Consider the following 24174-nt stretch of genomic DNA (forward strand, 5'->3'; position numbering starts at 1 on the left):
CCTATGCTTTACGATCTTTCCCTGCATATGGGTTACACCTACGACACGCTGGCGCACGGCGCGCGCCACATCATCCGTGTCCTGCCGCTCTCCATCCCCGGCCGGCAGCGGCTTGTCGCCGGCTCCATCGATGTTTCGCCGGTGCCGGAAGAACGTGCCACCTTCGAGGATTTCTTTCATCAATCGGCCACGTCAGTGCATCTGCGCGCACCGCATGAGAAGCTGGATATCCGCATGCAGGCCCGCGTGATGGTGGAGGCGCCGGCGCTGACGGCGGATTTCTCCCCGGAACTTTCCCGCCTGCCGCAGAACCTGGCCGATGTCTGGTCGCTCGATTTCCAGTCGCCGCACCACTTCATCGGCGCAAGCCCGAGGATCGGAATGGATGCGGCAATATCCGCCTATGCCCGGGAATTGCTGAAACCGGGAATGACCATTCGCGAAATCGCGCTCTCTCTGTGCAAACGCATCCACAAGGACTTTACCTATGACGGCGAGGCGACGACCGTCGATACGACGCCATCGGAAGCCTTCAAGCTGAAGCGCGGCGTCTGCCAGGATTTTTCGCATATCATGATCATGGCGCTGCGCAGCCTCGGCATTCCCGCCGGTTATGTCAGCGGTTTCCTGCGCACCCTTCCGCCACCGGGCAAGGAACGGCTTGAAGGCGCCGATGCAATGCACGCCTGGGTTCGCGTCTGGTGCGGAGAAGCCGCCGGTTATCTGGAACTCGATCCCACCAATGATATCGTCGCCGGAAGCGACCATATCGTCGTCGGTTACGGCAGGGACTATTCCGATGTCGCCCCGGTGATCGGTGTCTTGAAGAGCTATGGCAACCAGCAGATAAAACAGGCCGTCGACGTCATCCCCGTCCAATAATGACACGATGTGTATTATTGCGGCCATCGCGCCAAACAATTCTTAAAAATACTTCGAAAACTGCTCCAATTTGATCGCTGCGTAAAATTGAACCGATCACGTTAGCGGATTTTACATCGTTTGCGGCTTCTCTGTGCTCAGTCGAATATTCTAATCCGTGAGCCCGTCATGACCGCCTCTGCACATCAAAAACCGAAGCGCCGTTTCCTTGCCGATACCAGCGGCAATTTCGGCATGATGACGGCCATTCTGCTGCCGGTGTTGCTGGGTTTTGCCGGCGCCGGCATGGAGTTGGCGAATGTGATGCAGGTGAAAGCGGATATGCAGAATACCGCAGATTCTGCAGCCCTTGCGGCGGCCACCGAGGCCCGTTTGAAAATGGGCGACCTGACGGACGAGCAGATCAAGGAAATCGCCAAGAACTTCATCGCGGCCCAGATGGAAAAGAACCTGACCGAGGAAGAGAAAAAGGAACTGGAGCAGAATTCTCCGACCAATATCACGACGACGGAAAATGCCCGCGGCAAGACCTACACCGTTGAGACCACGATCAACCACCGCGTACAGCTCAATCCGCTGCTCGGGTTCATTGGCGCAAAAACACTCGATCTTTCGGTAACAGGCACAGCAAAGAGCACCGTCAACAAGGGCGCACCGATCTCCATGTATCTGGCGCTTGATCGTTCCGGTTCGATGTCATTCAAGACGGACACCATCAATACCGCGAAAAAATCGTGCCCGAACTACACTTCCAGCAATTGGGGCAAGAGCGAAGCGCAGGTCACGTCCAGTCCCTGCTATGTCAACAAGGCTACGTCGCTCAAAACCGCCGTCGGGTTCCTCGTCGCAACATTGAACAAGGCTGATCCGACCTATACCGCAAGCGGCGGTTCCGAGCTCGTTCGCACAGGCGCCTCGGTCTATACACATGAAACCTATCCGGCTCAGCCCATCAGCTGGGGTACGAGCAGCGTTGTCAGCTACGTGGACAAGCAAATCCCGGAATTCCCTACCGGCGGCACCGATGCCCGCAGCAGCCTGACCGCCGCCTATAACGCCCTTAAAAAATCCAACACCGACGAAGCGAAAGCACATAAAGCGCAGGGGAACGAATCCTTCGAGCGCTATATCGTTCTCATGACCGACGGTGAAATGACGGGCAACAGCGCCTCCTGGAACTCCAGCATCGACCAGTCCGTGCGCACGACCTGCGAGACCGCCAAGAAAGACGGGATCAAGATTTTCAGCGTCGCCTTCATGGCGCCGGACAAGGGCAAGTCGTTGTTGCAATATTGCGCATCGAGCCTCGACAATTATTACGCGCCGGAAAACATGGAGCAGATCGTCACAGCCTTTGGCGAAATCGCCCGCAAGGCTGCCGGCAGCATAGCCACGCTCACCAACTGATCTGTTTCCGGAGCGTCTTGTCGGCTGCATGGCTGACAAGACGTGTGCGGCAGGTGACAGCGGCGGCGGCCCGTGGCATAGGAGGGCCGCTCCCATTCACAGGCCCTGTCATGATCCGCATCGAAAACATCAGCAAGTCGAACAGTCACCGTATTCTCTATATCGAGGCCTCCGCCGCGCTCAATCGCGGCGAGAAGATCGGCCTTGTCGGTCCGAACGGCGCCGGCAAGACCACACTGTTCCGGATGATCACCGGCGAAGAGCAGCCCGACGAGGGCCAGGTCGTCGTCGAAAAGGGTATGACGGTCGGTTATTTTGATCAGGATGTCGGTGAAATGTCCGGCCGCTCGGCCGTCGCGGAAGTCATGGAAGGGGCAGGCCCCGTCAGCGAAGTGGCAGCCGAACTTCGGGAACTGGAAGCCGCCATGTCCGATCCCGACCGGATGGACGAGATGGACACCATCATCGAACGTTACGGCGAAGTGCAGGCGCGTTATGAGGAACTGGACGGCTACGCGCTGGAAGGCCGTGCGCGTGAGGTGCTGGACGGGTTGAGCTTCAGCCAGGAGATGATGGACGGCGATGTTTCCAAGCTTTCCGGCGGCTGGAAGATGCGCGTGGCGCTTGCGCGTATCCTCTTGATGCGCCCGGACGTGATGCTCCTCGACGAACCGTCGAACCATCTCGATCTCGAAAGCCTGATCTGGCTCGAAGATTTCCTGAAAAACTACGACGGCGCTTTGCTGATGACGTCGCACGACCGCGAATTCATGAACCGCATCGTCACCAAGATCATCGAAATCGATGCCGGCAATCTTACCACCTATTCCGGTGATTACGGCTTTTACGAACAACAGCGCGCGCAGAACGAAAAGCAGCAGCAGGCACAGTTCGAACGCCAGCAGGCCATGCTCGCCAAGGAAATCAAGTTCATCGAACGCTTCAAGGCCCGCGCTTCGCACGCCTCGCAGGTGCAGAGCCGCGTCAAGAAACTCGAGAAGATCGACCGCGTCGAACCGCCAAAACGGCGTCAGACGGTTGCTTTCGAATTCGCACCGGCGCCCCGGTCGGGCGAGGATGTCGTGGCGCTGAAGAAGGTGAACAAGGCCTATGGCAGCCGCACGATCTATGGCGAGCTCGATTTCATGGTGCGGCGCAAGGAACGCTGGTGCATCATGGGTGTCAACGGCGCTGGAAAATCGACGCTGCTGAAGCTGGTGACCGGCACGGCGGAACCGGATTCCGGCAATGTCACCCTCGGCGCCAGCGTCAAGCTCGGCTATTTCGCCCAGCACGCCATGGATGTTCTGGATGGCGACAGCACCATTCTCGAATGGCTGGAGGAGCGTTTTCCGAAGGCGGGGCAGGCGCCGTTGCGCGCCCTTGCCGGCTGTTTCGGCTTTTCCGGCGACGACGTGGAAAAACGCTGCCGTGTTCTTTCCGGCGGCGAAAAGGCCCGTCTCGTCATGGCCGCCATGCTGTTCGATCCGCCGAACTTCCTCGTGCTGGACGAGCCGACCAACCATCTCGATCTCGACACCAAGGAAATGCTGATCAAGGCCCTGTCGGATTATGAAGGTACGATGCTGTTCGTTTCGCACGACCGCCATTTCCTGGCCGCGCTGTCGAACCGGGTGCTGGAATTGACGCCCGATGGCATCCACCAATATGGCGGCGGCTATACCGAATATGTCGAAAGCACGGGACAGGAAGCACCGGGCCTTCGCAGCTAAGCCACCTGCCGGACGCGTCGCACTGTAACGGCAGCTTTCGTTTGGAGACTGAACAGATGCGGATCGTGGTCTACAGCGCCAAATCCTATGACAGGCAGTTCCTTGACGCTGCTGCCCACGCTGGCATGCGGATGCAATATTGCGAAGCACGCCTGTCTCTCGAGACAGTGGCGCTGGCGAAAGGAGCGGCGGCGATCTGCGCCTTCGTTAATGACGACCTGTCGCGGCCAGTACTCGAAAAGCTTGCGGAAATGGGTGTCCGGCTCATCGCCCTGCGCTGCGCCGGTTTCAATCAGGTCGATCTCGCCGCCGCCGAAAAGCTCGGCCTGACCGTTGCGCGCGTGCCGGCCTATTCGCCCTATGCGGTCGCCGAACACACCATGGCGCTCATCCTGTCGCTTAACCGCAAGATCCATCGCGCCTATAACCGTGTCCGCGAAGGAAACTTCGCCCTCGATGGCCTGCTCGGCTTCGACCTTCACGGCAAGACGGTCGGCATTGTCGGCACGGGTAAGATCGGGGCGATTTTCGCGCGCATTGCGGCCGGCTTCGGCTGCCGTCTCGTTGGCCATGACGTCCACCCAAATCCAGATTGCGAAGCACTGGGCATGGTCTACGTCACGCGCGAGGAACTGTTTCGAACATCGGACATTCTGGCGCTGATGTGCCCGCTTACACCGGAGACCCGTCACCTCATTCGCCGGGAGACACTGCCGCTTCTGAAAAAGGGCGTGATGCTCGTCAATACCAGCCGTGGCGCCATCATCGACACGCAGGCGGCAATTGCGGGTCTGAAAGACGGCACAATCGGCAGTCTCGGCATCGATGTCTATGAAGAAGAGGCCGATCTCTTTTTCGAGGACCTTTCCAACGACGTGCTGCGCGACGATGTTTTCGCGCGGCTGCTGACCTTCCCCAATGTTCTGGTCACCGGCCATCAGGGCTTCTTCACGCAGGAGGCCCTCAGGAACATCGCGGACACCACGATCGGCAATATCGAAAGCTTTTTCAGGACCGGCAGGGCGCTACATGCCGTTTCTACGGAACAATTTGCAGGGCCGGCCTAGTGTCTCCGGTCAGAATCGGGAAGATTTTTGATACCATTCTGCACGTCCTCTGCATGAAGGCGGGTAAAATTGGTATGATCATTGAGTTTTACTGAAATTCATCATACATATTTGACAGGCTTCACGCCTGCCTCGATTTCAATGCATGGTGACCGACGTGCCTGAACAGCAAAAACAGCGCAGCAAATCCTCCGGTTCTCTGGTCAGCAGAGTTAGCCTCAGCCTGAGAAATGCGATTGCCTCCGGGCAATATGGACCCGGCGACCGCCTGCCCAGCGAAATCGAGATGACGGAAACCCATGGCGTCAGCCGCACCGTGGTGCGCGAGGCGGTGACGGCGCTACGCTGCGACGGGCTGGTGGAGGTGCGTCAGGGGGCGGGCATTTTCGTGCTGAAGCGTGAAAAGGACGCGTCGCCCACACCCGGTATCGACCGCGCCCGGCTCTCTTCCGATCTGGAGGTGCTGGAAATCAGGACGCCGCTCGAAATCGAAGCGGCAGGGCTCGCCGCCCTCCGCCGTTCGCCATCGCAGGAGGAAGCGATTTTCGACTGTCACGCCCGGCTTCTGCAATGTATCGAGGAGAACCGCTCCATTCGCGAGGCGGATCTGGCGCTGCATCTGGCCATTGCGGCCGCCACCAACAATCCGCTCTTCACACAGTTCCTCGAGCTGCACGGCCAGGCTGTGATTCCACAATCGCGCGTGGTTTCCGAAACCGGCGAGAACGACCAGACAGCTTACCGGCGATTGATCCACAAGGAACATGAAGCCATCGTCATCGCCATATCGGACCGGAACGAACAGGCCGCAAAGCTGGCGATGCAGGCGCATCTGCGCGGCAGCCAGCACCGCTACCGCGACATGATGCGCGACCTGCGCGGCATCGCGCACAGCTAAAGGATTTCCAGCAAAACCGGGTCGTAGCTCTATGCTCCAAAAGGCGCGATCAGGAGCTACGGTGCTTCCCGCAGATCCGCCCCCCAGACCTCGATCTGCGTCAGCGCGGGAAAAGGCGAAGGATCGTCGGCTTTTTTTAGATCATGCAGACGGATCCATTCCACCTGGCGCGGTGCGACCGGGAAACTCTGGGCAGCTCCGGTTTTTTGCAGGGAAAAGCTTGCGCTTTCGCCGTCGGAAAAAGTGACGCTCGCTTTTTCCCACCAGGCATCATGGGGGAAGTCCGCCCGCAGGTAAAAAGTCAGCTGGTCGATGAGGACTGCACGGCCGAATACGAGGGTCAGTGAAGCTTCGGGATCGCGGTTGATGCCCCAGCTTGTATAAGGCCAGAAGCCGTGGCCCGCGCTCGCCTTTTCACCATCGATGACGTTGCGAGCTGCGAAGGCCGCCTCCCCACGCGTTTCCGTGCTCGCATAAACGTGCGGAAACAGCGAGGTGTTCTCATGATCGTCAAACGGGTTGAGGGCCAGATTCCTGCGAACTCCGATTTCACCGGCAAGTGTGCGGCGCGCAGCGATCCGGTGAAGGTTTCCGCTGAAAGCCTGCGGCGGATAGGATTTGCGTTTCGCCGCGGAAGGAACGGGCAGGATGAATTCGTTTCCGTGCAGGAAAACCAGCGTCGGCGGCATGCCGGCATCGAGCGCAAGCCAGATATGACCGGGCTGCGAAACCTCGACGACAAGCCTGTCGCCCTCGCAATATTCTGCGCGATAGACGAGCAAAGCTTCGTCCTCCGCTCCGGCTTTCGCCAAAATATCACCCAGCGCATTGACGACCTTGAGTGTAAGTTTCATCGGCACTTCCTTAACTGATCGTCAGGCACAGACGCTGGGCTGCGATGGGGATGAGAATGCGATAGATCACCGGTGGCCAGGACTGGCGAAGGCGGGCATCGTCGATTGTTGTGGCTTCGATGGCGGGTTCTCCTGCACCTTCGCAGGCTATCTCTCCCAGCCCCGCAAAGATCAGGCCGCCCGGCGTGACAGCAGGCTTTTCGGCAGCCATCAGCGACAGAACCGCCTCCTGCCCGCCCTGATAGTCGTCAAGGACTTCCACATGGCTGCCACGCAGCAGCCGGACACGGCGGCGATAGTGCTCAACACGCGCCACTGCGGGATAGGCCCCGGCTATATCGAAAGAGACTTCCGCCTGATCTTCAGAGAATTCGGCCAGAAAATCTCTCGCTGCAAACTCTGCCCCGGCGGCCTGCATGACGCCGCCGAAAGTCGGCAGATTGTGAAAGGCCGATTGCATCGTCCAGATGTCATAGCGCTGCGGCGAGAAGGTTTTTGCGGTGTAGGTTTCCACCCCGACATCGATGATGAACGGCCGACCGTTCTTATAAAGCGTGAAACTGCCGACATCGTTGTGGTTGTGGCTCTCGCCATTATTGCCCGCCTTCACGGCAAGATCGAAGACCCCGTCGCGGGCAATCGCCAGACCGATGCCGGGATAGGCGATGTCGGTCTTTGCCGGTTCCGCAGGAATAAGCGCGGACAATCCCGGGATGGTAAGAACCGCCTGGACCCGATACCAGAGGTTCCACTCCTTGCACATCAGCCGGTCCGGTGAGCGGTTCCAGCAGGCGGCAGCGAAAGCCTGAAGCCGTGGCGAAGAAACGGCCTTGCCGAAGAGATATTCCCGCACGCCGGATGTCTCGACCTTCGCCGGCGCATCGGCGAAGTTGAAAAATCGGTCTTCCGCCACGTGCATGTTGAGAATGAATTCGGCCATGCTGCGCAGCTTCGGCGCATGAAAGAGCGACGCCATGACGCCGGGCGCAGAGGCCTCGAGAATGCTCATCGCCCCGAACAGGCAAAGTGCCGCATGGCCATAATAAAGAACGCCCTCTTCGCAGGCGCCGTCTTCCGCATAATCCTTCTGAAACGCATCGAGACTCTTGAGCGCCTTTTCCACGACCGCACGCCTCGTCGACTGGTCGGTGGGCAATAGCAGGGTCGAGAGAAGGACGTTCTGGGTGATCCAGGCCGTCCAGTTGTTCATCCGCTCGTCGCCATTCCCCATCCACCAGAAATGCCGGGCGAGATAGGGCTTTGTAATGCGCCTGTCGATCTCGGCGCGGACGCGGGAAACGAGGTTTGCATTTGCCCTTTCCAGTTCCGGTGCCAACAAATGCAGGCACAAAGCGAGATTGGCGCCCGTTTCGGCAGCGAACAGGTCGATCACCGGGTTTCGCGGATCGGGCAGAGGATCTCGTGGGCCGCCGCGAATATGGGAATTATGGGCGGGCAATTGCCAGCCGCTCTCCTCGCATATCAGCCAAAGACCATCGATGATGGCATCGAGAAAGCGGCCGTGCCCCTCGGCGCATTCTCCAAGAACCAGCGCGTTCAGCTTCAGTCGTCGGGAAAAATAAAGCGCCTCGAAACGATCGCGATTGCCGGTGCGGCTATATTCCCGGTAGTCGCCCGCCAGAATGACAGACCAAGGCTCGTCAAGCGTCTGTTCCGCCGCCTCGATAAGACTACGCAAAACCGCGCCCGGTGCTGAAGACCGTATTTTCTGCGCCGTCAGTTCCGCGCCGAAATAGGCGAACCGTTCGGGCAGAAGCCGCATCATTTCGACAAACACGCCCTCAAACCTCCCGCGCGTTCCGCAATCCGATATGGGCCTCCTATCATACGTATTTTTGAAAAACCAGAAAATTTGTCTGACTTTATGCAAAGTTGTTTGACCAATATCGATATTGTGTTATCCAGAGCGCGGGAGGCGGCAGGGCGAAGACCCGGACCGCAATGGAAAATGCAGGCAGCCAGCACCGATGAAACAGTGAAACGGCGGCAATGGGAGATATGCTGTGGCAATCGCAACCGCGACTATGTCCGACAAGCAGGCGACTCCGTATCGCAGGAAAAAACTCCGCATCGTCTCCAAACGGCGGCGCGGAATAGAAAATGCGCTCGTCGCCTATTCCTTCATTGCGCCCAATTTTCTCGGTTTTGCGATTTTCACGCTCGGACCGATCCTCTTTGCCTTTGCGCTGGCCTTCATGCATTGGGACGGCTCCAATGCCATGCGTTTTGCCGGTCTCGATAATTTCTGGCGGCTTTTCGAGGACAGGGCCTTCATCGCGGCCTTCTGGAACACGGTCATCTACACCGTCGCGTCGGTGCCGGCCACGCTCGCCTGCGCACTCGGGCTTGCGATCCTCCTCAACCAGAAAATCCTCGGCCGCAATTTCTTCCGCACGGCCATGTTCTTTCCTTATGTCGCATCGCTGGTTGCCGTGGCCGTCGTCTGGAACATGATTTTCAATCCGGAGATGGGTCCGGTCAACATGCTGCTCTATACGCTCGGCCTCGATCCCGCCGACATGCCGGGATGGGCGGCGGACCGTCACTGGGCCATGGTCACGGTCATTCTCTTCGGCGTGTGGAAGAGCATGGGTTATTACATGGTCATCTATCTCGCCGGGCTGCAGGGCATCAATTCGGAGCTTTATGAAGCCGCGGGGCTGGATGGCGCCAATGCCTGGCAGAAATTCATCCACGTCACCCTGCCGCAGCTTGCGCCGACGACCTTCTTCGTCACCGTCATGCTGACGATCCAGTCCTTCAAGGTTTTCGATCAGGTCTATATGATCACGCAGGGCGGTCCCGGCACCTCAACGCTGGTTCTCGTCTATCACATCTACAATGAGGCCTTCATCTCCTGGGATCTCGGCTATTCCAGCATGATCGCCCTCGTCCTGTTCTTCCTCGTCCTGATGGTCACCATCGTTCAGTTCAAACGGCAGCGGGAGGATTGATCCATGCGTATCATGGGCCGCAAAATCCCCGCCGCCACGATTGGCATCTATCTGACGGTGATCGTCGTCACCATCGTCATGCTTCTGCCATTCGCATGGATGCTGTCGGCATCGCTGAAACTCAGCCGCGATGTCTTCGCATTCCCGATCGAATGGATCCCCTCGCAGCCGCGCTGGGAAAACTATGTGGAAATCTGGACGAAGATCCCGCTGGCGCTCTTCATCTACAACACGTCGAAGCTGACGATCATCGTTACATTGCTGCAATTGCTGACCTCAAGCTTTGCAGCCTACGCCTTCGCCAAACTGCATTTTCCCTACAAGAACACGCTGTTTCTCGGCTATATCGCCACCATCGCCATGCCCTGGCAGGTCTATATGGTGCCGCAGTTTCTGTTGATGCGCGAATTCGGGCTCAACAACACCCATCTCGCCCTGATTTTCCTGCAGGCCTTTACCGCCTTCGGCGTTTTCCTGATGCGGCAATTCTACATGTCGATCCCGAATGAGCTCTGCGAGGCGGCGCGCATCGACGGCATGAACGAATACCAGATCTGGGCGAAGATCATGTTGCCGCTTTCCAAACCGGCGCTTTCCACCTTGACGATTTTCACCTTCGTCACGACCTGGAACGACTTCATGGGTCCGATGATCTATCTCACCAAGACCGAGCTGAAGACCATCCAGATCGGCCTGCGCATGTTCATTTCGCAATATTCGGCGGAATACGGATTGATCATGGCCGCCTCGGTCGTGGCGCTTATCCCGGTTCTCGTCGTTTTCCTGGCATTGCAGCGCTTCTTTGTCGAAGGCGTCGCCTCCACCGGCCTCAAGGGTTGATTTCATGCTCGATTTGACCACGTCCCTCCCAACCCCGATCACAGACGCCGAAATCGATGCGGCGCTGGCCGTGGCCGTCGCACAGGTCAGGCGCAACCTGCCGCAATTTACCTATGCGGCGCAGAACCATTCGAGCGTGAAGAACTTTTACCCTGCAGTCGCCAACGACCAATGGACCGCCGGTTTCTGGCCGGGCCAGATATGGCTCGCCTTCGAGCATACCGGCGACAGGACCTTTCAGCATGCGGCGCAAATTCAGGTGCAGAGTTTCCTGCACCGTATCGAAAACCGCATCGAGACCGATCACCACGATATGGGCTTTCTCTACTCGCCCTCCTGCATCGCCGCATGGAAACTGGTGGGCGATGAGGATGGAAGACGCGCGGCGCTGATGGCGGCGGACCAGTTGATGGAGCGGTTCCAGCCGGTCGGGCAATTCATCCAGGCCTGGGGCCGCAGGGATAATCCCAATGAGTATCGCTATATCATCGACTGCCTTTTGAACCTGCCGCTGCTCTATTGGGCGAGCCGCGAAACGGGCCGGGAAGACTACCGCACCGTGGCGCTTGCCCATGCCCGCACCACGCTTGCCCATTCCGTCCGGCCGGACGATTCCACCTATCATACATTTTACATGGACCCGGAGACCGGCGCGCCGGTGCGCGGCGTCACAAAACAGGGTTACAGCGATGAGAGCTACTGGGCCCGCGGACAGGCCTGGGGCATTGCCGGCATGGCCATTTCCTATCGATATGAGCGCCTGCCCGCCTATCGCGACACCTTCGAGCGGCTTCTCGCCTTCTATCTCAAACGCCTGCCCGACGATCTCGTACCCTATTGGGACCTGATTTTTGCGGATGGCGATGGCGAACCGCGCGACAGCTCGGCAGCGGCCATCGTCGCCTGTGGCCTCCTGGAAATGGCGGAGCTGGAGACGCCGGAAAAGGCGGCGGAATATCGCGATCTGGCAAGGCGCATGGTGAAAAGCCTCGCCGATATCTATTCGGTTCGCGATCCCGCGATCTCCAACGGGCAGCTTCTGCACGGCACCTATTCCAAAAAGACGCCCCATAATACCTGCCGGGGCGAAGGCGTCGACGAGTGCGTCTCCTGGGGCGATTATTATTATCTGGAAGCGCTGATCCGGCTTTCGCGCAACTGGTCTTCCTATTGGTGAGCGCGAGGAACAGATGGCTAGCATTTCCCTGAAAAAACTCAACAAGACCTTCGGCGCGCTCAAGGTGGTTCACGATATCGATCTGGATATTGCCGACAAGGAATTCATCATTCTGGTCGGCCCTTCCGGATGCGGAAAATCCACAACGCTCAGGATGATCGCCGGGCTGGAGGAAATCTCCGGCGGCGAATTGCGCATCGGCGAGGACGTGATGAACGATGTGCCCTCCAAGGATCGCGACATCGCCATGGTGTTCCAGAACTATGCGCTATACCCGCACATGACGGTTTACAAGAACATGGCCTTCGGTCTGGAACTCAGAAAGGCGCCGCGCGATCTCATCGACACCAAGGTCAAGGATGCGGCGAAAATTCTCGACATCACCCATCTCTTGAACCGCAAGCCGAAAGCGCTCTCCGGCGGCCAGCGCCAGCGTGTCGCGCTCGGCCGGGCCATGGTGCGCAACCCGGAAGTCTTCCTGCTCGATGAGCCGCTTTCCAATCTCGACGCCAAGCTGCGCGGCACGATGCGTTCGGAAATCTCCAAGCTCCACAAGCGGCTGGACGCCACCTTCATTTACGTCACCCACGATCAGGTGGAAGCAATGACCATGGCGGACCGCATCGTGGTGATGAAGGACGGCCATATCCAGCAGGTGGATACGCCGCAAAACCTCTACGACCGGCCAATCAACATGTTCGTCGCGGGTTTCATCGGCGCGCCGCAGATGAACATGCTGCCAGTCACGCTGCGCCGCGACGGCGACCGCTTCACCGCCCTGTTCGACGGCAATCCGTTGCCTCTGCCGGCAGGCATCGATACCGCACGCCTGCTCCCCCATGAAGGAAAGGACATCGTTCTCGGCATCCGCCCGGAAAATTTCCACGAATTCGCCCCTGCGGATATCGATGCCGCCAATGTCGCACCCTTCCGGGCGACGGTGGAACTGGCGGAGCCGATGGGATCGGAAGTGCATCTTAACCTCGTCTCCGGCGGCAGAAACCTCGTCGCACGCGTCTCACCGCGTTTCAGGGCGAAGATCGGCGATCCCGTCGAACTGGTGGCCGATCTGACGAATGCGCAGCTTTTCGATCCCGCAACCGAGCGATCGATCCTTTATTGAGGCGACGGGGAGAAACGCGATGCAATGGCTGGAAGGGTTATGGACAAAGGAAGGGGCCGGGATCGACAAGAACGCCCCGCCGCTGACCGGCCTTGCCCTTTTCCTCGATATCATCAAGCGCGAATGGTGGGAGATGGTGAAGCTCAACCTCCTCTTCATCATCGCCAGCCTGCCGGTGGTGACGATGCCGGCGGCGATGCTGGCCATGGCCCGTGTCTCTGTTTCCTTCGCAAATGACGAGAATACCTATCTGCTGCGCGACTTTCTCGAGGCCTTGCGGAAATTCGCCCTGCGCGGCACCGCGCTTGTGGTTGTAAGCGCCCTGCTGGTGAGCGCCGGTGTTTACGCGACTGTCAGCTATGCCGGGGCCACCCGGCTCCAGCTCGTCTATAGCCTACCTTTTGCGATCAGCCTGGCGGTCACGCTGTTTCTCATCCTCCTCAGCGCCTATGCCAGCGTTGTTCTGGCCAAGCGGGACCTGCCGCTTTCGGAAACCCTGCGGCAGGCGGCGTTTCTGGCGCTTACCAGGCCATTGCCGATGCTTGCGGCGCTCGGCTTCGTCGCAGCGCTCTGGATAGCGCATATCCTCTTTTATCCGGTGTCGGTGTTCATGCCGGCCACCATCAATTTTTCGCTCGGCATGTTCGCCCTCTGCTTCGCAGCGAGAAACGCTACTGCGAAAACACGCGTGCGGATGCCCGAACCGGCGGGGAGCGGCACTTAAAGCAGACCAGAATCAAAACGACATCAGTCAGGGAAGGAGAAACGGGCTATGGAGTTTAAGACAACCAGACGTGCATTCGCTCTCGCAACCGCCGGTCTCGGCATTGCCATGGGCATGGGAGGAACGGCGTTCGCTGCGGGCGATGCACCCGTCACGCTGAAATGGGCGCTGTGGGACCTGGACAAGGGCGCTTATTTCAAGCCCTTGATGGAGGCCTACAAGCAGAAGCATCCGAATGTGACGTTCGAGGTGGTCGACCTCGGCTCACAGGATTATACGCAGATGATATCCACGCAGCTCACCGGCGGCTCCAAGGATATCGATGTCGTCACCATCAAGGATGTGCCCGGCTATGCCAATCTGGTGCGCGCCGGCAACATCACCGATCTCAGCGGCTTCATCAAGGACCAGAAGATCGAGACGGCCCCCTATGGCGGCCTGATCGAGGAGCTGACCATCGACGGCAAGATTTACGCCCTGCCGTTCCGCTCGGATTTCTGGGTGGTCTACTACAACAAGGATATTTTCGACAAGGCCGGCGTGCCTTACCCCACCAACGACATGAGCTGGGCGCAGTTCGATGAGATCGCCGGCAAGCTGAAGGGCGGCATGGGCGCCAACCGCACCTATGGCGCGCTGCTGCACACCTGGCGTTCGACGGTGCAGCTGCCCGGTATTCAGGACGGCAAGCACACGCTGGTGGACGGGAATTATGAATTCCTGAAACCCTGGTATGAGCGTGCGCTTGCCCTGCAGAAAAGCGGCGCGATACCGTCCTATGCCTCGCTGAAAACATCGAACACCCATTATTCCGCTCTGTTCTTTAACGGAACGATCGGCATGCTGCCCATGGGCACATGGTTTGTCGGCACCCAGATCGCCAAGGTGAAATCCGGCGAGTCGAAAAGCGTCAATTGGGGCATCGTGAAATTCCCCCATCCGGATGGTGTGGCGGCAGGCGCGACGGCCGCGCAGATTGCCGGATTGTCGGTCAATGCCAATTCCGGCCACAAGGAAGCGGCGCTGGACTTCATCCACTTCGTTACCGGACCTGAGGGTGCGGCGATCATCGCCTCCACCGGCACTTTCCCTGCACTCAGAACCGATGATGTGGCCGAGAAGATCGCAGCGCTGCCGGGCTTCCCGCAGGACCAGAACAGCAAGGACGCGCTGCAGGCGGGCAAGGCCTATCTGGAAATGGCGGTCAACCCGAATGCGGCCAAGATCGAAGTCGTTCTGAACCGCGTGCATGATGCACTGATGACCGACAATATTTCCATCGATGACGGCATCAAGGACATGAATGACGGCGTCAAGGCCATCAAATAATTGCCACAGGGCCGCGGGCGATGAGCCTGCGGCCCTTTCCTTTGATCATGAATTCCGGACATTTGCACCCGTGCCTCACGAGACCGCCACAGCCAATCCGCTCTTTCACAATCCGCTTCTCGGCAGGGACGATCTCGCAAAGGCGGTGATCGATCTCTTCAACCCGCTGCTTGCCTGTTTTTCACCGGGCGGCGCGCGGGTGCGGCTCGGAGCAACGGGGGCGATTTTCGATTTTCCTGCGGCGGAACTGGAAGGTTTTGCCCGGCCATTATGGGGCATCGTTCCGCTTGCCGCCGGCGGTTATGACTTTCCCCACTGGGATCTCTACAGACGTGGACTGGCCAATGGCGCCAACCCCGCCCACCCCGAATATTGGGGCGATACGGCTGATCGGCACCAGCGGCTGGTCGAACTGGCGGCGATAGGATTTGCGCTCGCCATGGTTCCCGAACATATCTGGGAGCCGCTTGCCGAAACGGACAGGCGGGCTGTCGCCGCCTATCTTCTCGCCGCCCGCGAGCGGGAATTCGTCGACAATAACTGGAAATTTTTCCGTGTTCTGATCGATCTTGGGCTGGAGCGGGTCGGCGTGGAATTCGACCGGACCAAGACCCAAACCTATCTCGATGAACTCGAGGCTTTCGATATCGGCAACGGCTGGTATCGCGACGGGCCGGTGCGCCGGGTCGACCATTATATTCCCTTCGCCATGCATTTTTACGGCCTGATCTATACGGTGCTGGCGAAAGGTGACGACACGCGAAAAACACGTTTGCTCGAACGCTCGCGCATTTTCACCCGTGACATACGCCACTGGTTCGGGCCCGACGGAGCATCGCTCGCCTTCGGGCGCAGCCAGACCTACCGTTTTGCGGCGGGCGGTTTCTGGGGCGCTCTTGCCTTTTCCGGTCTGGAAGCGCTGCCGTGGCCGGAGATCAAGGGTTATTACATGCGCCATATCCGCTGGTGGTCGAAGCGGCCGATCGCGGACCGCGACGGCGTCCTGTCGGTCGGATATGGCTACCCAAACCTTCTGATGAGCGAGAGCTATAATTCTCCCTGCTCGCCCTATTGGGCGCTCAAATTTTTCCTGCCGCTGGCGCTGCCCGCCGATCACCCGTTCTGGACTGCGGAAGAGGCCGAACCGCAGGACTTTACCCAACCGGTTCCCTTGGCGGAGCCCGGCATGGTGGCCTTTCATACGCCGGGCAATATCGTGGTCCTGTCCTCCGGGCAGCAGCACGACAGGATGCGTGGCGCGCAGGAAAAATATTCGAAATTCGTCTATTCCACCCGTTACGCCTTCAATGTCGAGGCGGATGACCGGCATTTCGCCGCCGCGAGTTTCGACGGCATGCTCGGCCTTTCCGACGACGGCGTGCACTTTCGCACCCGCGAGACGATGGAAGAGGCGTTGATCGCCGGGGATTGCCTCTATTCCCGCTGGCGGCCATGGGCGGATGTCGAGATCGAAACCTGGCTCGTGCCGCAAAACCCCTGGCACATAAGGCTGCACCGCATCCGCACCCCGCGCCCCTTGCAAATATCGGAAGGCGGATTTGCCATAGAACGCGCCGATTTCAACCGCGACCGCACCGAGGCGAGTGAAGGTCGCGCTGTCTGTTACGGACAGACTGACACCAGCCTCATCGTCGATCTTTCGGCTGGCATTCAGCGCGAAGGCGTGTGCCATCAGGCAATCGCCAATACCAACCTCATTCACGCCAGAACCCTTGTTCCGCAATTGCGCGGCACCATCGCCTCCGGCGAAACGCTGCTGGTGACGGCGGCCATGGCACTGCCGGCCGGCAAAGAAGCAGAGGCCGTATTGGCTGTCCTCCCCGAAAGTCCCGATCTCCCGAGGCTGGAAGAGATGTTCAAACGGGAGGGGCGGCGCGTTCCCGCCTATGCTCTCGATGAAAACCGCGCAGGCTGACGGAGATGACCGACGACACACCGGGTGTTTCCCAGAGACCGGATCGGCTGAACATCCTGACCTGGGAGCGGAGACGAGAGGATATCGACAGCCCCGACCACCAAGCGCGGTTACGCGGCCTTGAGCGCTCTGCCAACACCGTTTTCGGGCAGGGCGTCTACATCGCCGCCAGGGCCGAGGTGCATACGGATAGACTCCTTATGGGTGCACAGTCGTGGATCGCCGGTTACGCAATCGTGCGCGGCGATATCGAACTCGGCGAAAATGTCTCGATCAACCCCTATGCCTGTCTTTCCGGTAAGGTCACAATCGGCAACGGCGTGCGCATCGCCTCACATGTCAGCATCGTCGGCTTCAACCATGGCTTCGACGACATTGAAACTCCGATCTATCGCCAACCACTGACCTCACTCGGGATAGAGATCGGCGACGGCGTCTGGATCGGCGCCAATGCGGTTGTGCTTGATGGCGTGAAAATAGGGCGCGGCGCAATTATCGCCGCAGGCGCGGTGGTGGCGAAGGACATTCCCGCCATGGCCATTGCAGGTGGCGTTCCCGCCCGGGTTCTGCGATATCGCGGAGAAAAAGCGTCCGCGCCGAAGCTGATGGAACCCGATGGCCTGCTGCAAGAACTCGGCAAGGAGATTGCCGACGACTGGCTTGCCGCCATCCGCTCCTATGGCGAGGATGGCATCTATCGTTCCGCCGATGCATCCGGACGTGAGGTCGAAAGCGTCAGGCATCTGTGCGATGCCATCGAGATCGCAGCAGCCTTCGGGCAGGAGACTATTGCTTTCGATGCCGTAAAAACCGTGGCCACTCTTCAGGACTTGCAGGATCAGGAAACGGGGCTGTTTCTTAATCGTCACCACCGCCCCTCGACGCCTCCCGAGAAGGACCCTGCCGTCCTCTATAATATTCTGGCTGTCGGATATGCACTTGAATGTTTCGGTGCTGCGCCGAAACAGCCAATCGCTTTCGTGGAGCGTCTGCGCACCGACGAACTCATCCTCCTGCTGGAAGAATTGCCGTGGCAAAGCCGGGCATGGCATTGCGGCGCCACCATAGACGCCATTGCCACCGCGCTTTATTTCAACAGGCGCTATTTCACATCCGGCGACAACCTCACCGTTCTTTTCGGCTGGCTGGCGATGAATGTGGGTAAAACCACCGGGCTTTGGGGTGAGCCGACTGCCGCGCAGGGCCTGCTGCAACCGGTCAACGGCTTTTACCGGCTTACCCGCGGCTCTTACGCACAATTCGGCCTGCCCCTTCCCTATCCGGAAGCAGCAATTGACTCCGTTATCGCCAATTATCGTGCCTATGGCGGTTTCCATGGCGCGGATTTTAATGCCTGCAACCTGCTCGATACGATCCATCCGCTTCTTCTGTGCCTGAAACAGACGGATCACCGGCAGGACGAGGCGAAGGAAATCGCCCGCGAAATTCTGCGCCGAATTGAGGGACGCTGGCAAAGAAACAGGGGATTTGCCTTCGCCGAGGGACATCCGGCCGGGCTGCAGGGCACGGAAATGTGGATGTCGGTTCTCTGGCTTTCAGCGAAGCTTCTCGATGCGGAACATCTCCTGCCGTTCCGACCTCGCGGCATCCATCGCTTCGAGCCTGCGGAAATCGTCCGTGGCCTGATTGCCCGCTCTCAATCTCCGGTATAGGTTTCCGACACTCTTTTGAAAGCTTTCAAACCGGACCGGTCGAGTAAAAGATGCAACTCAAAGACTGCTATAATTTCCACGATTTTCGCCGCATGGCCAAACAGCGTCTGCCCGGACCGATCTTCAATTATATAGACGGCGCCGCCGATGACGAGGTGACGTATCGGCGAAACACAGCCGCCTTCGAAAAATGCGATCTCGTTCCCGATGTGCTGCGGGGCGTGGCAGATGTGGATATGTCGGTCACCGTCATGGGGCAGAAGCTGTCCATGCCGGTCTATTGTTCGCCGACGGCGCTGCAACGCCTCTTCCACCATCAGGGGGAACGGGCGGTTGCGGCAGCGGCGGGGAAATACGGTACGATGTTCGGCGTCTCCTCGCTTGGCACCACAAGCCTTGAAGAGGCGCGCCGGATCAGCGGCGGCCCGCAGGTCTATCAGTTCTATTTCCACAAGGACCGCGGCCTCAACCGCGATATGATGGCGCGCGCCAAGAGCGCCGGCGTCGAGACGATGATGCTGACGGTGGACAGTATTACCGGCGGCAACCGCGAGCGCGACAAGCGCACCGGCTTTGCCATTCCGTTCAAGCTCAATCTTTCCGGCATCGCGCAATTCGCCATCAAGCCGGCCTGGGGCATCAATTACCTGACGCATGAGCGCTTCAGCCTGCCGCAGCTCGACGACCACATTAAAATGGACGGCGGCGCTCTTTCCATCAGCCGCTATTTCACCGACATGCTCGACCCTTCGATGAACTGGGACGATGTGGCGCAGATGGTGCGCGAATGGGGCGGGCCGTTCTGCCTTAAAGGCATCATGTCGGTGGATGACGCCAGACGCGCCGTGGAGATCGGCTGCAGCGGCATCGTGCTTTCCAATCACGGCGGGCGTCAGCTCGATGGCTCCCGCAGCGCCTTCGATCAGCTGGCCGAGATCGTCGATGCGGTCGGCGACCGGATCGATGTGATGATGGATGGCGGCGTGCAGCGCGGTACCCATGTTCTGAAAGCACTGTCCCTCGGTGCAAAAGCCGTAGGGCTCGGCCGCTATTACCTTTTCCCCCTGGCTGCTGCCGGGCAACCGGGCGTCGAACGGGCGCTCGAGCTGATGCGCATCGAAATCGAGCGCGGCATGAAGCTGATGGGCTGCACCTCCGTCGATCAGCTCACACGCCGGAACCTTCGGTTCCGTTGAACAGGCGGGACGTTAGGGAAGAGCTGGGGCGGAGCGCGGTCACAACCGACTACTGAAACCGCATGCCATTTCAGCCGCGTTTCGCCGCTGCTCCTGAAGCGCCATGCCAATGTTCCAGACGAGCGCCAGGCAAACAAGTCCGCAAAAACAGGCTGAAATCAGCGAGCGATGGCGCTTGGCTCCGGAGAGAAACATCCAGCCGATAATTGCATAGACCGCAAGCGCCGGCACCGCGGCAATCAGAACGGATATGGGGCCATCGCAATCGACGGCCTCGACGCCGATGGCGCGATATTCGTTCGGGGTTGCCACCAGGCCGAGGACGGCCACGGGAAACATGGCCGCTAAAACCGCGTAACGGAAAAATCGGGGCGTGTCGGGCATGCCTGCTCCATAGCCGGATAATCAACTGCCGCAAACGGCGCAGGTAAAGTCGCGCCGCGCGATCTCAGCGAATATCCATCTTGCCGATAATATCGGTTTAGCCGCCATTGTCGGCGACCGGAAGAGCAGATTGCCCGCTTTTGCTGAGAAAGCCAGCCTTTTACGTCGGGAGCAATCTTGGCAAGTCAAGCGGAATATGATTATGGTTGCATGATGCAACCATAATGGATTAAACGTGCCCCAACAACCCTTCCCCATAAACGACATCCGTTCCACCTCGCGCCGACTCGTCCGCGAACTCGGCTTCATGGGGGGAGACTTTGCCGGCACCGATCTGCCGCCCTCCGCCGTGCATGCCCTGATCGAGATCGAGGCATGCCCCGACATCACGGCGCGGGATCTGGGAAAACTTCTGCGGCTTGAAAAATCGAGTGTCAGCCGCATGTTGCGCAAGCTCGTCCTCTCGGGCGATGTCCGCGAAGAAACGGATGAAGGGGACAGCCGCATCAAGCGGCTGCGTCTTACGGGTCAGGGACAAGAACAGGTGGGCGCCATTCATGGCTTCGCGAACCGGCAGGTCTCCGGCGCCCTGACGCAGCTTACGTCGGCGGATGCTCACACGATCCTCCAGGGGCTCCGTCTTTACGCCGATGCGCTGGGAGACAGGACCGATACCGTTGCTCCCTCTATAGAGATTCTGGAGGGATACAGGCCGGGCATCATTGCCCGGATTACACAGATGCACGCGCTCTATTACGCCCGGACATCCGGCTTCGGCCAGCGTTTCGAATCCGTCGTGGCCGAAGGCCTCGCGGCTTTTTGCAACCGGCTCGAAAGCCCGAAGAATGCGATCTGGGTCGCAATGCGCGGACAGGAGATCATCGGCTCCGTCGCTATCGATGGCGAAGATCTCGGAGCGGATATTGCGCATCTGCGCTGGTTCATCGTTGATGACGGCGTGCGCGGTGGAGGTGTCGGACGCAGGTTGCTGGAAACCGCGCTGGCCTTCGTCGATGAAAAAGGCTTTGCCGAAACCCATCTCTGGACATTCAACGGCCTCTTGGCCGCACGGCACCTCTACGAAGCCCATGGTTTCGCATGCGTAGAGGAACATCCGGGCAGCCAGTGGGGAAGCGAGGTTCTGGAACAGCGCTTTGTCCGGTCACGGCCCGAATGATCTTTCAACCACGTATAAACGGCCGCAATCGGAATCGTCCTGCGGCCGTTTCGAAATCAGATATCGGCACCCGTTAAAAGGCGAGTTGAACCTTCATCGACCTGCTTCGGTCGCCGGCGGCTTCGAATGCCGCAACTGCCTCTTCTAGCGGAAAGGTTCCAGTCAGCAGGGGCTTCAGGTCGACGCGGCGCTGATTGATGAAATCGACGGCAAGTCCGAATTCCTCATGGAACCGGAACGTACCCTTCATCTCGATTTCCTTGGCGACCACCATATTCTGCGGAATGGACACATCGCCGCCAAGACCGAGCTGAACCACGGTGGAACGCGGTTTCAGCGCTTCGAGACCCGAACGGACGGCCCTTTCATTGCCGGACGCCTCGAATTGCACATCGAAATAACCCTTGTTTGCCGAATAGGCGGAGAGCGCATCGGCCTCACTGGCGACGTTGATGACACGGTCGGCGCCGATGGCGAGCGCCTTTTGCAGAACCGCGTCCATGACATCGGTTGCGACGATTTCCCGGGCGCCATGGGCGCGGGCGGCGATGATGGCGAGTGCGCCGATCGGCCCACAGCCGGTGACCAGAACGCGTTTGTCGGTCAATGCGCCGGCGCGGTTGACGCCATGCAGCGTTACCGCGAAGGGTTCGGCCATGGCCGCTTCATGAATGGAGATGCCATCCCGCACCTTGTGGCACTGATATGCCTCGGCGACGAGACGCTGACGGAATGCCCCCTGAATATGCGGCATGGGCATGGCGGAACCATAAAAGCGCATGTTCAGGCACTGATTCTGCTGGCCCTTAAGGCAGAATTCGCAATGGTTGCAGGGCCGGCTCGGCGATACCGCAACACGGTCGCCGACGGCGAGGCCGGAGACACCCTCCCCCAAAGCCTTGATGGTGCCGGCCACCTCATGGCCGAGGATCATCGGCTCCCGCACGCGCACCGTGCCGAAGCCGCCATGATTGTAATAATGCAGGTCGGAGCCGCAGATGCCACCCGCTTCGATGGCCACCTCGACCTGTCCCGGACCGGGCTGCTCGGTCTCTCGCTCCTCGATCCGCAGATCCTTCGCCGCGTGGATGACAACCGCTTTCATAGTCTCTCCTCCCATAAGGCTCACACGGCGGCAGTCGCCGCCGTTGCCCATTGTCCGGACTTGTCTCAGATATCGACCACGAGGCCCTTGGCTTTCAGAACCGGCTCGAGCTTGCTGACCTCGATCACCGACTTACCCTGCTTGTAGGCTTCGATGTAACCGGCCTCGGCATCTTCGCGGGCCTGCGAAAGCTTGGCCGCTTCCTGCGCTTCCTCGCGCCTGACGACGACGAGACCGTCGGCATCACCAACGATGATATCGCCCGGATTGATGATCTCGCCACCGACAATCACTTGGTCGTTGACCGCGGCAATGGTCTCCTTGACCGTGCCCTTGATGCAGACGCTGAGCGAGAAGACCGGGAAGCCGAGGTCCCGCAGTTGCAGCGTATCGCGCACGCCGGTATCCGTTACCAAGCCGCCGATGCCTTTTGCGAGGCAGGCATTGGCGAGCACGTCGCCGAAGGAACCGGCTTCTTCATATTCGCCAGCGGAAACGACGATGATATCGCCCGGCTTGGCATAGTTGATGGCCAGCTGCAGCATGATGTTGTCGCGCGGTGCGCATTTGACCGTGAAGGCCGGGCCGCAGAGCTTCATGCGATAATCGACCGGCTTCAGCCGCGAAGACAATGCGCCGCGGCGTCCCTGCGCCTCATGGATCGTGGCGGGAGAAAATTTGGCAAGGGCGTCGACATCCGCCTTGGCCGGACGCTGCGCGATATCTTTAATGTGGATCATGAAAACCTCCCACGTTGAAGCTGTCGGCGAGAGCGTCTCGCCGACCGATAGTGTTGAAGAGTTGAAAATTGGCCGAGGCTGAGCCGAAGCTCAGGGGATCGGGTCGAACTTCAGTTCGGACAGAGGCACGACCTTGTCGGTGCGCGTCATCTTGTATTCGGTGTTCGGGCCAAGCCACTTGTCCCAGATGCGGTTGATTTCGCCATCCGCATCGAGCTTGCGCAGGATTTCGTTGATCTTCGCGGTGAGCGCCGGGTTGTCCTTGGCCATGCCGATGCCGATGGGCTGGAAGAGCATCGGCTCTTCGATCATGCGCATCTGCTTGCCCTTGGTCTTGGATTCATTGACGAACTTGGTCATCGTCATGGTGTTGCCGACAATGCCGCGCGCCTTGCCCTGCTGGACGGCGAGATAGGCGGATGCCGTATCCTGGAACGTCAGCGGCTCGGACTTGTTGAGCTTGACGGAGAGTTCCGATGTCGAGCCCTTGCTGGACGCGATGCGCTGGCCGACGAAATCGGACTTCTTGGTGCCGGGGTCGTCAACCGGAACGATCAGCATTTCCTTAGCCAGGTAATATGGATCGCTGAACTGAATCTGTTCGGCGCGGCTCTGGGTGTAAGCGAGGTTGGCGACCGAGAGGTCGACGCGGCCGAGCTTGACTTCGGGAACGCGCGCTTCGACCGACACCGGCTTGACCTCCGCCTTGACGCCGAGTTCCTTGGCGATGGCGCCGCACAGATCAACATCGAAGCCGGCCATTTCGCGCGTCTTCGGGTCCGGCGAGGCGAAAGGCGGCACATCGGCGAATGTCGCGCAACGCAGCGTCTTGTTCGCAATGATCGTGTCGAGCTGGTCGGCCTTGGCCGGAATGACCGCAGCCGAGGTTGCCAATATGGCGGTAAGAGTAATGCACTTCCAGTTCATTTCAGTTCTCCCGTTATTATAGAGGTT

The 24174-nt window shown here is 59.3% G+C and carries 21 protein-coding genes; 15 read left to right on the plus strand and 6 right to left on the minus strand.

All coding sequences use genetic code 11. From position 1 onward, the window contains the following. Positions 1-3: 3 nt before the first annotated feature. The 5 genes from I3J13_RS08650 to I3J13_RS08670 all read left to right on the plus strand — a co-directional run bounded on the left by I3J13_RS08650 (position 4) and on the right by I3J13_RS08670 (position 5987). On the plus strand, positions 4-882 hold the full coding sequence (locus I3J13_RS08650) for a transglutaminase family protein (protein ID WP_196378550.1): 879 nt from the start codon (positions 4-6) through the stop codon (positions 880-882). Between the two features lie 168 nt (positions 883-1050). Further along, complete coding sequence (locus I3J13_RS08655) at positions 1051-2289, plus strand: vWA domain-containing protein (protein WP_196378551.1); 1239 nt, start codon at positions 1051-1053, stop codon at positions 2287-2289. A gap of 110 nt (positions 2290-2399) precedes the next feature. Continuing rightward, complete coding sequence (locus I3J13_RS08660; protein ID WP_003519640.1) at positions 2400-4022, plus strand: ABC-F family ATP-binding cassette domain-containing protein; 1623 nt, start codon at positions 2400-2402, stop codon at positions 4020-4022. 56 nt (positions 4023-4078) lie between these two features. Further along, positions 4079-5089: a 2-hydroxyacid dehydrogenase gene (locus I3J13_RS08665; RefSeq protein ID WP_196378552.1), complete on the plus strand. Its 1011-nt coding sequence runs from the start codon at positions 4079-4081 to the stop codon at positions 5087-5089. Between the two features lie 145 nt (positions 5090-5234). Next, positions 5235-5987: a FadR/GntR family transcriptional regulator gene (locus I3J13_RS08670; RefSeq protein ID WP_020808597.1), complete on the plus strand. Its 753-nt coding sequence runs from the start codon at positions 5235-5237 to the stop codon at positions 5985-5987. A 56-nt stretch (positions 5988-6043) separates the two neighbouring features. Here I3J13_RS08670 and I3J13_RS08675 read toward each other — a convergent pair whose 3' ends face one another. Both I3J13_RS08675 and I3J13_RS08680 read right to left on the minus strand, forming a co-directional pair. Then, entirely contained in the window at positions 6044-6841 is a 798-nt protein-coding gene (locus tag I3J13_RS08675) for a carbohydrate-binding protein (protein ID WP_196378553.1), read from the minus strand. 10 nt (positions 6842-6851) lie between these two features. Beyond that, positions 6852-8639: a heparinase II/III domain-containing protein gene (locus I3J13_RS08680; RefSeq protein ID WP_196378554.1), complete on the minus strand. Its 1788-nt coding sequence runs from the start codon at positions 8637-8639 to the stop codon at positions 6852-6854. Between the two features lie 247 nt (positions 8640-8886). On the opposite strand from I3J13_RS08680, the gene I3J13_RS08685 reads away from it, so the two are divergent. From I3J13_RS08685 to I3J13_RS08725, 9 genes are all read left to right on the plus strand, one after another. Continuing rightward, positions 8887-9816 (plus strand): carbohydrate ABC transporter permease, encoded by a 930-nt coding sequence (locus I3J13_RS08685; protein WP_206696150.1) that lies wholly within the window; start codon positions 8887-8889, stop codon positions 9814-9816. A gap of 3 nt (positions 9817-9819) precedes the next feature. Then, positions 9820-10656: a carbohydrate ABC transporter permease gene (locus I3J13_RS08690; protein ID WP_080854175.1), complete on the plus strand. Its 837-nt coding sequence runs from the start codon at positions 9820-9822 to the stop codon at positions 10654-10656. Between the two features lie 4 nt (positions 10657-10660). Next, complete coding sequence (locus I3J13_RS08695; protein WP_196378555.1) at positions 10661-11833, plus strand: glycoside hydrolase family 88 protein; 1173 nt, start codon at positions 10661-10663, stop codon at positions 11831-11833. A 13-nt stretch (positions 11834-11846) separates the two neighbouring features. After that, positions 11847-12956: an ABC transporter ATP-binding protein gene (locus I3J13_RS08700; protein WP_003519648.1), complete on the plus strand. Its 1110-nt coding sequence runs from the start codon at positions 11847-11849 to the stop codon at positions 12954-12956. A gap of 19 nt (positions 12957-12975) precedes the next feature. Beyond that, on the plus strand, positions 12976-13680 hold the full coding sequence (locus I3J13_RS08705; RefSeq protein ID WP_196378556.1) for a DUF624 domain-containing protein: 705 nt from the start codon (positions 12976-12978) through the stop codon (positions 13678-13680). A gap of 48 nt (positions 13681-13728) precedes the next feature. Beyond that, positions 13729-15009, plus strand: coding sequence for an ABC transporter substrate-binding protein (locus I3J13_RS08710; RefSeq protein WP_003519651.1), 1281 nt, complete (start codon positions 13729-13731; stop codon positions 15007-15009). A 70-nt stretch (positions 15010-15079) separates the two neighbouring features. Continuing rightward, a complete protein-coding gene (locus I3J13_RS08715) occupies positions 15080-16945 on the plus strand; it encodes a DUF2264 domain-containing protein (protein WP_196378557.1) in 1866 nt (621 codons plus the stop codon). A gap of 5 nt (positions 16946-16950) precedes the next feature. Then, positions 16951-18618, plus strand: coding sequence for an acyltransferase (locus I3J13_RS08720; RefSeq protein WP_196378558.1), 1668 nt, complete (start codon positions 16951-16953; stop codon positions 18616-18618). Between the two features lie 50 nt (positions 18619-18668). Then, the gene (locus I3J13_RS08725; RefSeq protein ID WP_003519654.1) at positions 18669-19814 is read left to right on the plus strand and encodes an alpha-hydroxy acid oxidase; all 1146 of its coding nucleotides are present in this window, start codon (positions 18669-18671) and stop codon (positions 19812-19814) included. A 39-nt stretch (positions 19815-19853) separates the two neighbouring features. On the opposite strand, the gene I3J13_RS08730 is transcribed toward I3J13_RS08725, so the two are convergent. Continuing rightward, positions 19854-20198, minus strand: coding sequence for a hypothetical protein (locus tag I3J13_RS08730; protein ID WP_196378559.1), 345 nt, complete (start codon positions 20196-20198; stop codon positions 19854-19856). A gap of 235 nt (positions 20199-20433) precedes the next feature. On the opposite strand from I3J13_RS08730, the gene I3J13_RS08735 reads away from it, so the two are divergent. Then, positions 20434-21375, plus strand: coding sequence for a GNAT family N-acetyltransferase (locus I3J13_RS08735; RefSeq protein WP_196378560.1), 942 nt, complete (start codon positions 20434-20436; stop codon positions 21373-21375). Between the two features lie 73 nt (positions 21376-21448). Here I3J13_RS08735 and I3J13_RS08740 read toward each other — a convergent pair whose 3' ends face one another. From I3J13_RS08740 to I3J13_RS08750, 3 genes are all read right to left on the minus strand, one after another. Beyond that, positions 21449-22480: an L-idonate 5-dehydrogenase gene (locus tag I3J13_RS08740; protein ID WP_196378561.1), complete on the minus strand. Its 1032-nt coding sequence runs from the start codon at positions 22478-22480 to the stop codon at positions 21449-21451. Positions 22481-22545: 65 nt separating this feature from the next. Beyond that, positions 22546-23220, minus strand: a complete 675-nt coding sequence (locus tag I3J13_RS08745; protein ID WP_003519667.1) for a 4-carboxy-4-hydroxy-2-oxoadipate aldolase/oxaloacetate decarboxylase — start codon at positions 23218-23220, stop codon at positions 22546-22548. 90 nt (positions 23221-23310) lie between these two features. Beyond that, entirely contained in the window at positions 23311-24147 is an 837-nt protein-coding gene (locus I3J13_RS08750; RefSeq protein ID WP_035264884.1) for an ABC transporter substrate-binding protein, read from the minus strand. Between the last annotated feature and the right edge of the window lie 27 nt (positions 24148-24174).

The sequence above is a fragment of the Agrobacterium leguminum genome (genome assembly GCF_015704895.1).
GTDB classification, from domain to species: Bacteria; Pseudomonadota; Alphaproteobacteria; order Rhizobiales; family Rhizobiaceae; genus Agrobacterium; species Agrobacterium leguminum.

Coding starts and splice junctions, on each gene's coding strand:
- I3J13_RS08650 (WP_196378550.1), top strand. CDS start 4: ATGCTTTACGATCTTTCCCTGCATATGGGTTACACCTACGACACGCTG.
- I3J13_RS08655 (WP_196378551.1), top strand. CDS start 1,051: ATGACCGCCTCTGCACATCAAAAACCGAAGCGCCGTTTCCTTGCCGAT.
- I3J13_RS08660 (WP_003519640.1), top strand. CDS start 2,400: ATGATCCGCATCGAAAACATCAGCAAGTCGAACAGTCACCGTATTCTC.
- I3J13_RS08665 (WP_196378552.1), top strand. CDS start 4,079: ATGCGGATCGTGGTCTACAGCGCCAAATCCTATGACAGGCAGTTCCTT.
- I3J13_RS08670 (WP_020808597.1), top strand. CDS start 5,235: ATGGTGACCGACGTGCCTGAACAGCAAAAACAGCGCAGCAAATCCTCC.
- I3J13_RS08675 (WP_196378553.1), bottom strand. CDS start 6,841: ATGAAACTTACACTCAAGGTCGTCAATGCGCTGGGTGATATTTTGGCG.
- I3J13_RS08685 (WP_206696150.1), top strand. CDS start 8,887: ATGTCCGACAAGCAGGCGACTCCGTATCGCAGGAAAAAACTCCGCATC.
- I3J13_RS08690 (WP_080854175.1), top strand. CDS start 9,820: ATGCGTATCATGGGCCGCAAAATCCCCGCCGCCACGATTGGCATCTAT.
- I3J13_RS08695 (WP_196378555.1), top strand. CDS start 10,661: ATGCTCGATTTGACCACGTCCCTCCCAACCCCGATCACAGACGCCGAA.
- I3J13_RS08700 (WP_003519648.1), top strand. CDS start 11,847: ATGGCTAGCATTTCCCTGAAAAAACTCAACAAGACCTTCGGCGCGCTC.
- I3J13_RS08705 (WP_196378556.1), top strand. CDS start 12,976: ATGCAATGGCTGGAAGGGTTATGGACAAAGGAAGGGGCCGGGATCGAC.
- I3J13_RS08710 (WP_003519651.1), top strand. CDS start 13,729: ATGGAGTTTAAGACAACCAGACGTGCATTCGCTCTCGCAACCGCCGGT.
- I3J13_RS08720 (WP_196378558.1), top strand. CDS start 16,951: ATGACCGACGACACACCGGGTGTTTCCCAGAGACCGGATCGGCTGAAC.
- I3J13_RS08725 (WP_003519654.1), top strand. CDS start 18,669: ATGCAACTCAAAGACTGCTATAATTTCCACGATTTTCGCCGCATGGCC.
- I3J13_RS08730 (WP_196378559.1), bottom strand. CDS start 20,198: ATGCCCGACACGCCCCGATTTTTCCGTTACGCGGTTTTAGCGGCCATG.
- I3J13_RS08740 (WP_196378561.1), bottom strand. CDS start 22,480: ATGAAAGCGGTTGTCATCCACGCGGCGAAGGATCTGCGGATCGAGGAG.
- I3J13_RS08745 (WP_003519667.1), bottom strand. CDS start 23,220: ATGATCCACATTAAAGATATCGCGCAGCGTCCGGCCAAGGCGGATGTC.
- I3J13_RS08750 (WP_035264884.1), bottom strand. CDS start 24,147: ATGAACTGGAAGTGCATTACTCTTACCGCCATATTGGCAACCTCGGCT.